Source organism: Mariniluteicoccus flavus, assembly GCF_054776655.1.
The window spans coordinates 88,459-102,303 of record NZ_BAAHBN010000008.1; the positions used below are offsets into that span (position 1 = coordinate 88,459).

Below are 13,845 nucleotides of genomic sequence, written 5' to 3' on the forward strand. Positions count from 1 at the left end.
CGGGCCCGTCGGCGTCCCGGGGCGGTCGCGACTCGCTGGCGCGATCAGCGCGTACGCGACCCCGCGTACGGTAAGAATGCAGCCATGTCCCACGACCAGTATGGCCAGAACAATCCCGCTGCAGGCGGGTCCAACCACGATCCCGCGCAGGGGGGCTACGGCCAGGGCTATGGCCAGCAGGGCCAGGCGTACGGCTCCGGGGCCTCCAACAGCTGGGGTGACCCCATGGGCCAGCGCTCGGCCGGCTATGTCGACGAGGGGGCGTACGCGCAGTCGCAGGGCTCGGCGCCCTACGGCCAGCCGTCGGCCCAGTCGCAGGGGTCGGCGTCCCACCAGTGGCAAGCGCAGCAGGGCCAGACGCAGCAGCAGCCGGCGTACGTCGCCTCGGGCAACCAGGGCGCACCCGGCAACCCCGGTGGCGACGAGGACAGCTTCTTCAGGGCGCTGTTCGACTTCGGCTTCACGCGGTATGCGACCCCGACGCTGGTGAAGGTCTATTACATCGTCGGCATCGTGATCGGCGCCCTCTATTGGCTCGGCGGGGCCCTGATGATGATGGTCATGGGCTCGGCCGCCAGCGTGTACAGCTCGGGCAGTGGCAGCGGCGGCGTCGCCGCCTTCATCTGGCTTCTGTTCGGCGCCCCGGTGTTCTTCTTCTACGTCATCGCGCTGCGCGTGCAGCTCGAGATGATGCTCGCGATGGTGCGGACGAACCAGGACACCAAGGTGATCCGGGCCCGCGTCGAGCAGGGCTGACCGCTGGGGGAACCCAACCCGCGCACGCGTGTGCGCAATTTGGGAAAGGGGGGTACGCGGGCCTCAGCGACCCATCACGTTCTCCGAGCGAGGCCGCCTGCGGCCGAGACGAGGAGCGCTCCTCGTCTCGCTGGCGCTCGCTCGGAGAACGTCATGACACGCTCGGAGAACGTCCGACTCAGAACAGCAGCGCCAGCCCCGGGTTCGACAGCACCTGCGCCACGTCGGCCAGGAACTTCGACCCCTGCTCGCCGTCGACGAGGCGGTGGTCGAACGAGAGCGCGAGGGTCGTGACCCAGCGGGGCTCGATGCGCTCGTCGGCGCCCGTGCCGACGACCCACGGGCGGCGCTCGATGGCTCCCATCGCGAGGATGCCGGCCTCGCCCGGGTTGAGGATCGGCGTGCCGGCGTCGATGCCGAACACCCCGATGTTGGTGATCGTGAACGTGCCGCCCGCCATGTCGGCGGGCTGCGTACGCCCGGACTTGGCGACCGTCACGAGCTCGGTCAGCGCGTTCGCGAGGTCGAGCAGCGACAGCTGCTCGGCGCCCTTGATGTTCGGCACGACCAGCCCGCGCGGGGTGGCCGCGGCGATGCCGAGGTTCACCGAGCCGCGATAGACGATCTCCTGCGCCGCCTCGTCCCACGCGCTGTTCAGCTCGGGGTTGCGGCCCATCGCCACGAGGCACGCCTTGGCCACCAGCACGGTCGGCGACAGGCGTACGTCCTTGAACTCGCGGCGGGCCTTCAGCGTCTCGAGCAGTTCCATCGTCGCCGTGGCGTCGATGGTGGTCCACTCGGTGACGTGCGGCGCGGTGAAGGCCGAGTCGACCATCGCCTGGGCCGTCATCCTGCGGACGCCCTTGATCGGTACGCGGCGGTCCTCCAGCCCGGCGACGACGCGCGCGGGCGCCTTCGCGGCGGAGCCGGCGGGCGGCGCGGAGTCGGCCGATGCGCCCTGCGACCGGTACGCCTCCACGTCGTCGCGCGTGACGACCCCGTTGGGGCCGGTGGCGGGGACCTGGGACAGGTCGATGCCGAGGTCCTTCGCGAGCTTGCGTACGGGCGGCTTGGCCAGCACCTTGCCGGGCTTCACGCCGACCTCGGGCTCGGGGGCGTGGCCGGGCGACGGCAGCGCCTCGCCCGACGCCTCGACCGGCTCGGCCGGCAGCGCCTCGCGCACGTCGGCGCGGCGGCCGACCGGCTGCGACGTCGCGAACACGTCGGCGACCTGGTGGTGGGTCTTCGCGGCCGACAGGTCCTTGCCGGTGGGCGACTTGCGGGCGCGCCGCGTGGTCGAGCCCTCGCTCGGGCCATAGCCCACGAGGTTCGGCGTACGCTTTGCCTTCTCGCCCTCGGACTCGCCGCCGGCGGGGGCGGCGGGGACCATGTCGTCGCTTCGACTCGCTGGCGCTCGCTCAGCAAGCGTTCCGGCGGGGACCATGTCGTCGCTTCGACTCGCTGGCGCTCGCTCAGCAAGCGTTCCGGCGTCGCTTCGACTCGCAGGCTCAGCGCCACCGGCGTCGCCCGCGGGACGCCCCTTCTCGTCCACGCCCGTGCCGTCGTCGATCGTGATGATCGGCGCGCCGACGTCGACGGTGTCGCCCTCGGCCGCCATGATCTTCACGACCTTGCCGGCCCACGGGATCGGCAGCTCGACCAGCGACTTCGAGGTCTCGACCTCGACGACGATGTCGTTGACCTTCACGGTGTCGCCCTCGGCGACGCGCCAGGTGATGATCTCGGCCTCGGTGAGTCCTTCGCCGGGATCGGTCAGGTTGAACGTCTTCATGGGTGGGTCACCAATCCTGGTCAGTACGCCAGCGCGCGGTCGACACCGTCGAGCACGCGGTCGAGGTCGGGGAGGTAGTCCTCTTCGACGCGGCTCGGCGGATAGGGCGTGTCATAGCCGCCGACGCGGATCACGGGCGCCTCGAGCGCATAGAAGCACTGCTCGGTCAGGCGCGCGGCCAGCTCGGCGCCGAGGCCGAGCGAGACCTGGGCCTCGTGGACGATCACGACGCGGCCGGTCTTGTTCGCCGACGCGAGGATCGTCGGCATGTCGAACGGCGACAGCGTACGCAGGTCGATGACCTCCAGCGACTTGCCCTCCTCGGCCGCCGCGTTGGCGGCGTCGGTGACGGTCTTGACCATCGGGCCGTAGCAGAGCACGGTCACGTCGGTGCCTTCGCGCAGCACGGCCGCCTGGTGGAGCGGCATCGGCTCGGCGGCGGTGTCGACCTCGCCCTTGACGTGGTAGCGCCGCTTCGGCTCGAGGAAGATGTAGGGGTCGTCGGACGCGATGGCCTGCTGGATCATCCAGTACGCATCGCTCGGGCTCGAGCAGGCCACGACCTTCAGGCCGGGCGTGTGGGAGAAGTACGCCTCCGGCGACTCCGAGTGGTGCTCGACCGCGCCGATGCCGCCGCCGAACGGGATGCGGATGACCATCGGCATCTTCAGCCGACCCGCGGAGCGGAAGTGCATCTTCGCGACCTGGGTGACGATCTGGTCGTACGCGGGGAACACGAACCCGTCGAACTGGATCTCGCAGACGGGGCGATAGCCGCGCAGGGCCATGCCGACCGCGGTGCCGACGATGCCGGACTCGGCCAGCGGCGAGTCGATGACGCGGTGCTCGCCGAAGTCCTTCTGGAGGTGCTCGGTCACGCGGAACACGCCGCCGAGCTTGCCGATGTCCTCACCGGCGAGGACGACCTTCGGGTCGGCCTCGAGCGCCTTGCGGAGGCCGGCGTTGAGCGCCTTGCCCAGGGTCATCTTCTCGATGCTCATCAGTTCTCTCCCTCGAAGGAGGCGGCGTACTCGCGGTAGGCAGCCTGCTGCTCGGCGAGGTGGGGGGTCTGCTCGGCGTACACGTTGTCGAACATGTCGGCGAGGTGGGGGTTCGGCAGCGACAGCGTGCGGCTGCGGAGGTCGGCGGCGATGTCGTCGGCCTCGGTCTCGAGGTCGTCGAGGAACTTCTGGTCGATCGCGCCCTTGCGCGTCAGGTAGGCCTTCACGCGCGCGATCGGGTCCTTGAGGCGCCAGTGTTCGAGCTCGTCGGCGAGGCGATATTTCGTCGGGTCGTCGGACGTCGTGTGGGCGCCCATGCGGTAGGTGTAGGCCTCGATGAAGGCCGGGCCCTCGCCGGCGCGGGCGCGGTCGAGCGCCCACTGGGTGACCGCATGCACCGCGAGCACGTCGTTGCCGTCGACGCGCAGGCCGGGGAATCCGAAGCCGTGGGCGCGCTGATAGAGGGGGATGCGGGACTGGCGCGTGATCGGCTCCGAGATGGCCCACTGGTTGTTCTGGCAGAAGAACACGACGGGCGCGTTGTAGGACGAGGCGAAGATGAACGACTCGTTGACGTCGCCCTGCGAGGTCGCGCCGTCGCCGAAGTAGGCGATGACGGCCATGTCGCGCTCCTTGTCGCCGTTGCCGACCAGTCCGTCGGTGGTGACGCCCATCGCGTACCCCGTCGCGTGGAGGCACTGCGAGCCGATGACCACGGTGTAGAGGTGGAACTGGTTCGCCTGCGAGTCCCACCCGCCCATGTCCACGCCGCGGAACAGACCGGTCAGGCGGACGGGATCGACACCGCGGCACCAGGCTACTCCGTGCTCGCGGTAGGTCGGGAAGACATAGTCCTGCGTACGCAGGGCGCGGCCGGAGCCGACCTGGGCGGCCTCCTGGCCGAGCAGCGAGGCCCACAGGCCGAGTTCGCCCTGGCGCTGGAGGGCGGTGGCCTCGGCGTCGATGCGGCGGGCGAGGACCATGTCGCGGAGGAAGCCCGCGATCTGCTCGTCGTCGCCGTCGAAGGAGAAGTCGGGGTGCGACACGCGCTCACCCTCGGGGGTGAGCAGCTGGACGAGGTCGGGCTCGTCGGCTGCCGCGCTTCGGAGATCGCTCACCGGAGCCGTCCTTTCGGTTGGTGCGGGGTCACCGCACGTCGGGGTGGGCGCGACACGGCAGGCTCGTCGGCCGGAGCATCTTTGCCCGGGGCGGCTCGCCGGGGGTCACCCGCACGAACCTTGGGTAAAGGTAGTCCGTCGCCGTGCCCGCTGGAAAGCCGGGCTGAGAGCCAGCCAAGCAGATGGGAGGGAGGGGGCGTACGCGGGGGCGCGTCAGCCGCGCTCCAACCCCTTCGCCCCGCCCGACAGCTCCGAGATCGCCGCGCCGAGCTCGTCCGGCGTACGGTCCAGGCGGTCGAGCGCGAACGCGTACCCGATGGGGCTGACCAGCAACTGCGGCTGCGTACCGTCGGTGAGCACGAACCGCACGTCGGCCCACGCCGTCGGGTGGTGTCGCGGGAAGTGGACGCCCTCGCGGTCGAGGCGGAACATCCAGACGGCCTCGGCGGCGCGGTCGCGGTCGCGGACGTGGGTGGCCCAACCGCTCCACAGGGCGACGAGGCCCCCGACGACGATGACGATGCCGAAGAAGAGGTTGTTGCCCTGACCGAACAGCCCGGTCAGGACGACGCCGACCACGACCATGATCACGCCGGGAGCCGTCATCAGCGCCAACCCGGCGCGGCCGCCCCAGAACTCGCGGTTGCGCGCGATGGCGCGGCTGCTGGGGCCCACGACGAACTCGTCCACCGCGCCAACCTATCCTGCAGAGGCCGGACACCGGCCGCGGGAACCCGCGGCCCGATAGCGTCGTCACAGGCAACGTTAACGATTGCAAATCGCCGAGCGTCCCCACAGGAGTCGTCGTGTCCGTCCCGCAGCACAACCTGCAGCCCGCCGCGCCGTACGCGCCCCACCACCCCGCCGCGTTCCCGCCCGGGTGGCCGAACCTGCGCCGCAAGCCCCAGGCCATGGTCGTCCCGATCCTCGTGATCGCGCTCGGCGCGATCGTCGCGCTGGGCCTGATCCTCGTCTTCGGCGCCATCAGCCTGAGCAAGAACGGCGGCGGCTCCTGGATCGTCGCCATCGTCTTCAGCGCCGTCATCGCGACGATCGGCATCATCTATCTCAACTGGCTCGACCGCTGGGAGCCCGAGCCGCCCCACCTCCTGTGGGCCGCCTTCCTGTGGGGCGGTGGCGTGTCGATCCTGCTCGCGCTGATGTTCGGAGCCCCGTTCGGCGGGCTTCCTGCGGGCCTGCAGGCCGCGATCGTCGCCCCCCTGACCGAGGAGTCGGCCAAGGGCCTCTTCCTCGTCGTGGTCATGCTGGCCTCGCGCCGCGCCCGCTCGGAGTTCAACACCCTCACCGACGCGATCGTCTATGCGGGCTTCATCGGGATCGGCTTCTCGGTCGTTGAGGACATCATGTACATCGCCGGCAACGCGACCGTCGGCGAGGCGGGCGTCGTCGCCGTGGTCCGCGGCCTGGGAGGCGCGTTCGGCCACTCGGTCTACACCGCCATGACCGCGATCGGCCTGTGGAAGGGCCTCATGTCGAGCGGGCCGATGCGGTTCGTGTGGCCGGTGCTCGGCTGGTCGGTCGCCGTGGTGCTCCATGGGCTCCACAACGGCTCCACCCTGTTCGGCATCGGCGCCGTGATCGCCGCGCTCCTGATCTTCGACCTGGGCGGCTTCATCGCCTTCCTCATCATCGGCATCCGCTCCCACCGCAACGAGGGCCGCGTCATCGCCGCCCAGCTCCACCCCATGGTCGCCAACGGCTGGGTGACCCCCGCCGAGGCCACCTGGCTGTCGACGAAGCAGGGGCGCAGAGCCCACCTCAAGTCGGTGCCCCCCGCCGACCGCAAGCGCCTTCTCGGGTTCCGCGACGACGCCACCGAGCTGGCGTTCGTCCGCGACCGGCTCGACGCCCAGGTCGCTCGAAACGTCCAGCCGAGCCCCGAGCTCCTCGCCCACCACGACGAACTCGTCGGCCTGCTGAAGGGCAGCCAGCAGTGGGTCGGCGGCCACCTGCCGGCGGCCAACCCGGCCGCGCTCGGCGGCTGGAACTCACCGGGCTGGGGCGGGCCCGAGCTGCGCTGACCCCGCGTACGCGGTTCCCCGTCGGACCCCGCCCCTAGACTTCGGGACATGTCAGCACCGTGGGGTCCCGGGCCGCCCGCGTGGGGTCCGGCACCCACCGCCCCGTGGCGGCCGGCCGCGCCCAACCTGCGCCGCCCGCAGGCCGTGGCCTACCCCCTGGTGACGACCATCCTCGGCTCGATCGTGCTGGTGTGGATCGTGGCCGCCAGCCTCGTCGCGCGCCGCGACCCCGGCACGGGGGGCGCCGCCATCGCCCTGTGCGCCCTCGCGGCAGCGCTCGGCGCCGCGGTGCTCCTCTGGTTCGATCGATGGGAGCCCGAACCGCGCCACCTGCTCGTCGCCGCGTTCTTCTGGGGCATCGGGGTGGTGCCGCTGGCCGGCCTGTTCACCGAGATCTTCGACGCGTTCGCCCGGAGCGGCAGCTGGCAGGGCTATGTCCTCCGTCCGCTGTTCGCCGAGCTGTTCAAACTCTGCTTCCTCCTTCTGGTCCTGCTCGCGTCGCGGCGGGGCCGCAACGAGCTCACGTCGCTGGCCGACGCGGTCGCGTACGCGGGGTTCGTCGGCCTGGGCCAGGGGTTCGCGCTGTCGGTGATGACGGTCGGCGGCATGCACACGTGGTCCAGCGTGCTGCGGACGGGCTTCGAGGAGCTGGTGCTGGGCGCATACGTGCAGCCCGTCGCCGCCATCATCGCCGCGTGCGGGTTGTGGCTGGCGATCACCGCCCGCATGCCGAGCCGCGTCGTCGCGCCCGTCCTCGCCTTCGCTGGCGCCGTGTGCCTGTCGATCCTGTCCGGATGGGCGTCCGACTGGGTCGCCGTCGTCGCGCGCCTGGTCGCGCTGGCACTTCTCATCTGGTGGGTGCGCCGGGCCGCGGGCGAGCAAGACGGCGTCCTCTCCCGCCACCTCCCCGCACTGGTCCAGCGCGGCTGGGTCGACCCTCGTGACGCCGCGTGGCTGGGCGACCTGGAGGCCAGGCGTACGCGGCGGAAGGCCGCGCGGGCCGCGGGGCCCACCGAGCTGAACCGCGTCGACGCCCTCCGAGACAACGTCAGCGAGCTGGCCTTCGTGCGGGAGCGGCTGGACGCCCAACACGCTGCGGGACGGAAGCCCGGTCGTGAGCTGCTGGCCCAACACGACGAGTTGGTAGGGCTGCTGCAGGCTTATCGCGACACCGCTCCGCCTCCGCCAGCGCCGCCCACGCCACCGCCGCCTCCGTCCGGGTGGACGATGTGACGCGGCCCACACCAGCCATTGTGAACAGTTAACGCCCCACGTGAATTGTTAATCGACTCCTGAGTGCCCTTGGGCCTTCCGCGACCCCGGCGTGCGCTGCCAGTCTTCGGTCACCCCCGAAACCGACCTCACGATGAGGTCACGCAAGGAGTGAGAGATGACCCGACCCCTGGCACGTCTGGCGGCGCTCGGCGCCGTCACGGCCCTGACCCTGACCGGCGCCCTGACCGCCACCTCGCACGCGGCGCCGCACGCCGACCCCGACGCCCACGCCCACCCCGAGCCCGACGCCGACGCCGATCCCCGGCGGGAACCTGATCACCAACGGCACCTTCGAGGCCGGCCCCACGGGCTGGACGGGTGACACGTTCACCATCAACCAGGACGACTACGCCGCCGCGAGCGGCACGTGGAAGGCCTTCCTGGTCGGCTATGGCACCTCGAAGACCGAGAAGATCGAGCAGGCCGTGACGGTCCCCGCCGACGCGACCCGCGTACGTCTGGCCTTCAAGCAGCGCGTCGACTCGGCCGAGAGCGGCACCACGGCGTACGACACGCTGAAGGTGCAGGTCTACAGCACCTCCGGCACGCTGCTCAGCACCATCGCGACGTTCTCGAACGCCGATGAGACCGCGACCTACCAGGCGAAGTCGTTCGACATCTCCGGCCTCGCCGGACGCCAGGTCGTGCTGCGGTTCACCGGCGCCGAGGACTCGTCGCTGCAGACCTCGTTCCTCGTCGCCGACGTGTCGCTGGCGAAGGTCTGACCCCAGGAACGTTCGACCCACCCACCCCCACCGAGGGCCGGCCCATTGCGGGTCGGCCCTCGCTCTTTCTCGCGATCTGGGCGATCGTCCACGCTGGCGGACGGCGCCCGGTGACTCGCTGGTAGCCTCCACCCCACCCCCCGACGAGAAGGCTGCCCATGAACGATTGGCGTGACGACGCCGGCGACCCCAGCGCGACCGCCGAGTTCGCGGACGCCCTGAACCGGGCCATCCGCAACAAGGGGCTGACGCTGGAACGCGTACGCGCACGCCTGGGCGCCACGGGGACGCCCGTGTCCATCGCGACGCTGTCCTATTGGCAGACGGGCCGCTCCCTGCCCACGCGCTCGGCGAGCCTGAAGGTCGTCACCGAGCTCGAGCGCATCCTCGGGCTCGAGGAGGGCACGCTGTCCGACCTCGTCACCGACCAGCGTCGGCGGCGGCAGCACGACCTGCAGGACTGGGAGGCCGTCGTCCCCTCCCCCGACATCGTCGCGCGGCTCATCAGCGACATGGGGCTCGACCCGACGGGCGACCTGACCAGGCTGACCCTGCACGACTCGCTCACCATCGCTGCCGACCGCACCGAGTCGACCGAGTTGACACGCCTGGTGCTGCGGTCGGAGCGGACCGGGGCGTGCCGGTGGGCGGTGGTCTACGAGCAGGACGCGGACCCGGGCGTGATCCCGCAGGTCGAGGCTGTCTCGGGCTGCATGGTGGGCGAGACCGTCGTGATCCCGGAGCGCAACCTCACGATCGCCGAGATGATCCTGCCGCGCCCGCTGGAGCGGGGCGAGATGGCGCTGGTGGAGATCATGGTCACGTGGGCGCCGACCGACGTCCACAGCTTCCGGGTCGAGCGGTCATGCGTGACGGCGATGCGCGAGCTGGCGCTCGAGGTGAAGTTCCACAAGTCGGCGCGGCCGCGGCGGGCGGTGGCGTACCAGCGTCCGCAGATGGAGGGCGAGACGGAATATGACCTGGTCGAGCTCCCCATCGGCCCGGGCCCGGTGCAGAGCATCCGGCACGACGCGAACCCGGGGGTGTACGGGGTGCGGTGGGAGTGGGACTGACTCCCTCCTCGTCTCGTTCGGGTCCTGTCGGTCGCGCCCGGTAGATTCGGGGCCGTGACGATCACCGTACGCACCATCCAGCCCGCCGAACACCTCGCCTTCATCGAGTCACAGGGCTCCGCGAGCTTCCTCCAGACGCCCGCCTGGGCGAAGGTGAAGAGTGAGTGGCGCGCCGAGTCGCTGGGCTGGTTCCGCGACGGCGAACTCGTCGGGGCCGGGCTCGTGCTCTATCGCGCGCTGCCGAAGATCGGGCGCTCGCTGGCCTACCTGCCCGAGGGGCCGGTCATCGACTGGGCCGCCCAGGACCTGGCCGACTGGCTCACCCCGATGGTCGCCCACGTGAAGACGGTGGGCGCGTTCGGCGTCCGCATCGGCCCACCGGTCGTGCAGCGCACGTGGGACACCGAGACCGTGAAGGCCGCGATCGCCGACGAGGCCGTCGACTCGCTGGAGCAGGTCGCGCCGACGACGCGCGAGCAGGTCGCGACCCGCGTCCACAACACTCTGCGCCACGCGGGCTGGCTGCCGCCCAAGCCCGAGGGCGAGGGGTTCGCCGCGGGCCAGCCGCGGTTCAACTTCTGGCTGCGGCTCACCCACCCCGACGGCACGCCGAAGACCGCCGACGAGCTCAGCAGGGGCATGAACCAGCTCTGGCGCCGCAACATCAAGAAGGCGGCGAAGGCGGGGGTCGGCGTACGCCTGGGTGGGCGCGACGACCTGGCCGCGTTCCACCGGGTCTATGTCGAGACGGCCGAGCGCGACAACTTCACGCCGCGGCCGCTGGCCTACTTCGAGACGATGTGGGACGCGCTGACGGCCGAGGACCCGGGCCGCATCAGGCTCTACCTCGCCGAGCACGAGGGCGACCTCGTGGCGGCGACGACGTGGGTGCGGGTCGGAACGCACGCGTGGTATTCCTACGGCGCCTCCACCAACGCCAAGCGCGACGTGCGGGGGTCGAACGCGATCCAGTGGCAGATGATGAGCGACGCGCTCGAGGCCGGTGCGACGATCTATGACCTGCGCGGCATCACCGATTCGGTCGCGAACGACGACCCCCACCTCGGGCTGATCCAGTTCAAGATCGGCACCGGCGGCGAGGCCGTGGAATACCTGGGCGAGTGGGACCTCCCGCTGAACCGCCCGCTGTATCTGCTTTTCGACGCCTACATGAACCGCAACGCCCTGAAGGCGAAGGCGCGCGGGCTGGCCGGCCGCGCCGGTCGCGTGGCGGGGTCGGCGAAGGGACTGGCCGGGAAGGTGCGCGACCGCACCCGATAACGTGGCGTCCGTGACCGGACTGACGCTGACCATCGACGAGACCCGCTGGCGCGACCACCTGCGCGCGGTGGCCGACCGTACGCCGGGGCTGGTGCCCGTCGCCAAGGGCAACGGCTATGGCTTCGGGCTGGAGCGCCTGGCCGACGAGGTGACGCGCCTGGGGCTGCGTACGCTCGCGGTCGGCACGCCCACCGAGGCCGCGCGCCTGCGGGAGGTGTTCGACGGCGACATCGTCGTGCTGCTGCCGTGGGAGGCGAACGACCCCGAGGCCGTACGCCTGGCCCGCGACCCGAAGGTGATCATCACGGTCGCGCGGCTCAACGACTTCGAGGTGCTGGCGAACCTGGGCGGCGACCGGCCGCGCGTACTCGTCGAGTGCCTGACCTCGATGAAGCGCCACGGGCTCGACGCCGACGAGATGCAGGCCGTGGTCCACATGGCCGACGCGCTGCAAGTCGAGGGCTGGACCATCCACCTGCCCGTGTCGGGCGACCACGCGACCGAGGCCGAAGCCGTCGGGCGCCGCGCGCGCGACATCCTCTCGGCGCCGCTGTGGTTCTCGCACGTGCCGCTGGGGGTCTACACGCGACTGGCCGAGACGCTCGGGCCCGACGGTGCGCGGCTGCGCATGGGCACTGACCTGTGGCTGGGCGCGTCGTCGGCGCTGTCGGTGACGGCGACGGTGCTGGACGTCCACCCCATCAAGCGTGGCGAGCGGGCGGGCTATCACCAGCGCCCGGTGTGGACCGATGGGTCGGTCGTCGTGATGTCGGGCGGCACCGCCAACGGCATCGGGCTGGAGGCGCCGACGTCGGCGAAGAGCGCGCGCCAGCGGGCGATCTCGCTGGCGACGGGCGGGCTGGAGGCGGCGGGCCTGGCACTGTCGCCCTATGAGATCGACGGGGCGAAGCGCTGGTTCATCGAGCCGCCCCACATGCAGAGCTCGCTGGTGTTCGTGCCGGCGAAGGCGAAGGTGCCGTCGGTGGGCGACGAGATCCCGGTGAGCGTGCGGAACACGATTGCGACGTTCGATCGGGTGGTGGATAGGCCAGAGGTCTAGCGGGGTTTGGTGGTGGGGTGGGGGTCTGGGAGCTTCGGTTTGCGGCTGGGACGCCGAGCACATGGCGCCGCTCCGCGGCGCGATCGGCCTCGCGCGCACAATCCGGTGTCTTCGGACACTCTTCGCGACGCGGCCCGGCCTAGCTCGAGGGCTGCGGTTCGGTGGTAGGCCGCGCCGCTCATCGGCCCTCCAGACACCGGGCGCGCGAGTCCAGGCGTGGCTGGCCATAGACGTTCTCCGAGCGAGCACTTCGTCTCGGCCGCGGGCGGCCTCGCTCAGCACAGGCTCCGCGAGACGAGGAGCTGAGCGGCTGACCGCGTACCGCCGCACTCGTGATCGGACACCGACTCAGCGTGGACGATGTGCACCGACTGGCGAGTAGCGCCGCATCTGGGCCGTCAGGGCTCCGATCTGCGCACATCGTCCAGAGTGGCGGTGCCCCGACCACGACGGACCCTGCGTACAGACCCGCGCGCGTACCTGTTGGCGAACCGTCCTGCAGTTGGCGAACCGTAGTTGTCCTCGCGAATGCTGCAACGTTCTCCAACGCAATTTCGGCACTCCAACTGCACGAGCGTTCGCCAACACGCCTCCATCGAGCAGCTTGAGTCCCGAAAAGTCGTTCGAGTCGGTTCGAACAGCCTCAAACAACCTTTCGGGACTCAAACGCGGTCGCCCCGCTCCTCGTCTCGCGGAGCCTGTGCTGAGCGAGGCGCCCCGCGGCCGAGACGAAGTGCTCACTCGGAGACAGTGGGGCGCGGGCGGGGCGTAGGCCGGGCGACCCGCGAGTTCGGCGAAGTGGCGTAAAGGCGCCGCGAACCCAACGCGACCAAAGAAAATACGACCCGGCGTCCCAGCCGCAAGACGAAGCTCGCGGAGCCCGGCCGACGCCCCGCCCGCGCCAACCCCGCTCACGACAACAGCTTCCCCCTCATCGCCCTCGTGTCCTCCTCCGTCCACCCCAACCGCTCCAGCAGCGCCTCCACCCCGCCGTACTCCCGCTCCACGAACCCCAGGAACGCGTCCATCGACTCCGGGTTCGTCAGGTGGGACGACACCGGTCGGCCCTCGAGGTTCGCCCGATAGGTCTCCGACGCCATCAGCTTGTCGACGATCTGCTGCATGCGTTCCGAGCTCGCCGCATAGTCCGCGACGATCGCGTCCCGTTCGGCCCCGGCCAGCGAAAGGGCCAGCGCGACCGTCGTCCCCGTCCGGTCCTTGCCCGCCGCGCAGTGCACCAGCGCGACCCCGTCCGCGTACGCGATGGCGCGCAGCGCCGCCACGACCGACTCCGGGCGGTCCGCGAGATAGGACAGGTAGTGCGACGCGAACGCGTCGTCGACCTTGATCGCCGGGTCGAGACCGACCCACGGGAGGGCCTTGCCGGGCAGTTCCTCGGCCTCGACCTCCTCGTCCTCGGCGTGATCGGGCAGGTCGGTCGCCTGCTGCTCCTTGAGATAGGAGTGCTGGTGGAACGTCACCCGCGGGTGCCCGACGAGCGGGCCGTCGCCCTCGTGATGGACCTCGTACGCCGACCTCAGGTCGATCACGTCGGTCACGCCGAACGTCTCGAGCTGCTTGATGTCGGCGGGAGTGAGCGACTGGAGGTTGTCGGTGCGGATCAGCCGCAGGGGCTGGATCATGCCGCCGTCGGTGGTGGGCGTGCCACCGACGTCGCGGGCGTTGACGAGGGAATCGAAGGCGAGCCAGGAAGTCACGGTC

13 protein-coding genes are annotated in these 13,845 nt (G+C 70.8%); 8 read left to right on the top strand and 5 right to left on the bottom strand.

Annotated elements, in window-relative coordinates:
• Positions 1-84: 84 nt before the first annotated feature.
• Complete coding sequence (locus ACYVAG_RS13395; RefSeq protein ID WP_460770418.1) at positions 85-756, top strand: DUF4282 domain-containing protein; 672 nt, start codon at positions 85-87, stop codon at positions 754-756.
• A gap of 178 nt (positions 757-934) precedes the next feature.
• On the opposite strand, the gene ACYVAG_RS13400 is transcribed toward ACYVAG_RS13395, so the two are convergent.
• From ACYVAG_RS13400 to ACYVAG_RS13415, 4 genes are all read right to left on the bottom strand, one after another.
• The gene (locus ACYVAG_RS13400; protein WP_460770420.1) at positions 935-2,548 is read right to left on the bottom strand and encodes a dihydrolipoamide acetyltransferase family protein; all 1,614 of its coding nucleotides are present in this window, start codon (positions 2,546-2,548) and stop codon (positions 935-937) included.
• A 20-nt stretch (positions 2,549-2,568) separates the two neighbouring features.
• Positions 2,569-3,549, bottom strand: coding sequence for an alpha-ketoacid dehydrogenase subunit beta (locus tag ACYVAG_RS13405; protein WP_460770422.1), 981 nt, complete (start codon positions 3,547-3,549; stop codon positions 2,569-2,571).
• Complete coding sequence (gene pdhA, locus ACYVAG_RS13410) at positions 3,549-4,667, bottom strand: pyruvate dehydrogenase (acetyl-transferring) E1 component subunit alpha (protein ID WP_460770423.1); 1,119 nt, start codon at positions 4,665-4,667, stop codon at positions 3,549-3,551. Before pdhA ends, ACYVAG_RS13405 begins: the two co-directional genes overlap by 1 nt.
• A 213-nt stretch (positions 4,668-4,880) precedes the next feature.
• Entirely contained in the window at positions 4,881-5,357 is a 477-nt protein-coding gene (locus ACYVAG_RS13415) for a hypothetical protein (protein WP_460770425.1), read from the bottom strand.
• Between the two features lie 116 nt (positions 5,358-5,473).
• On the opposite strand from ACYVAG_RS13415, the gene ACYVAG_RS13420 reads away from it, so the two are divergent.
• The 7 genes from ACYVAG_RS13420 to ACYVAG_RS13450 all read left to right on the top strand — a co-directional run bounded on the left by ACYVAG_RS13420 (position 5,474) and on the right by ACYVAG_RS13450 (position 12,123).
• Positions 5,474-6,709, top strand: a complete 1,236-nt coding sequence (locus ACYVAG_RS13420) for a PrsW family intramembrane metalloprotease (protein ID WP_460770426.1) — start codon at positions 5,474-5,476, stop codon at positions 6,707-6,709.
• 48 nt (positions 6,710-6,757) lie between these two features.
• Positions 6,758-7,942: a hypothetical protein gene (locus tag ACYVAG_RS13425; protein ID WP_460770427.1), complete on the top strand. Its 1,185-nt coding sequence runs from the start codon at positions 6,758-6,760 to the stop codon at positions 7,940-7,942.
• 157 nt (positions 7,943-8,099) lie between these two features.
• Entirely contained in the window at positions 8,100-8,306 is a 207-nt protein-coding gene (locus ACYVAG_RS13430) for a hypothetical protein (protein ID WP_460770429.1), read from the top strand.
• 103 nt (positions 8,307-8,409) lie between these two features.
• A complete protein-coding gene (locus ACYVAG_RS13435) occupies positions 8,410-8,709 on the top strand; it encodes a hypothetical protein (protein ID WP_460770430.1) in 300 nt (99 codons plus the stop codon).
• Positions 8,710-8,867: 158 nt separating this feature from the next.
• Entirely contained in the window at positions 8,868-9,782 is a 915-nt protein-coding gene (locus tag ACYVAG_RS13440) for a hypothetical protein (RefSeq protein WP_460770432.1), read from the top strand.
• A 54-nt stretch (positions 9,783-9,836) separates the two neighbouring features.
• Positions 9,837-11,063: a lipid II:glycine glycyltransferase FemX gene (locus ACYVAG_RS13445; protein WP_460770433.1), complete on the top strand. Its 1,227-nt coding sequence runs from the start codon at positions 9,837-9,839 to the stop codon at positions 11,061-11,063.
• A 10-nt stretch (positions 11,064-11,073) separates the two neighbouring features.
• Positions 11,074-12,123 carry an alanine racemase gene (locus tag ACYVAG_RS13450; protein WP_460770435.1) on the top strand — a complete coding sequence of 350 codons (1,050 nt, stop codon included), beginning with the start codon at positions 11,074-11,076 and terminating at the stop codon, positions 12,121-12,123.
• Between the two features lie 911 nt (positions 12,124-13,034).
• Here ACYVAG_RS13450 and ACYVAG_RS13455 read toward each other — a convergent pair.
• The gene (locus ACYVAG_RS13455; RefSeq protein WP_460770436.1) at positions 13,035-13,841 is read right to left on the bottom strand and encodes a tyrosine-protein phosphatase; all 807 of its coding nucleotides are present in this window, start codon (positions 13,839-13,841) and stop codon (positions 13,035-13,037) included.
• Positions 13,842-13,845: the final 4 nt, after the last annotated feature.

Coding starts and splice junctions, on each gene's coding strand:
- ACYVAG_RS13395 (WP_460770418.1), top strand. CDS start 85: ATGTCCCACGACCAGTATGGCCAGAACAATCCCGCTGCAGGCGGGTCC.
- ACYVAG_RS13400 (WP_460770420.1), bottom strand. CDS start 2,548: ATGAAGACGTTCAACCTGACCGATCCCGGCGAAGGACTCACCGAGGCC.
- ACYVAG_RS13405 (WP_460770422.1), bottom strand. CDS start 3,549: ATGAGCATCGAGAAGATGACCCTGGGCAAGGCGCTCAACGCCGGCCTC.
- ACYVAG_RS13425 (WP_460770427.1), top strand. CDS start 6,758: ATGTCAGCACCGTGGGGTCCCGGGCCGCCCGCGTGGGGTCCGGCACCC.
- ACYVAG_RS13430 (WP_460770429.1), top strand. CDS start 8,100: ATGACCCGACCCCTGGCACGTCTGGCGGCGCTCGGCGCCGTCACGGCC.
- ACYVAG_RS13440 (WP_460770432.1), top strand. CDS start 8,868: ATGAACGATTGGCGTGACGACGCCGGCGACCCCAGCGCGACCGCCGAG.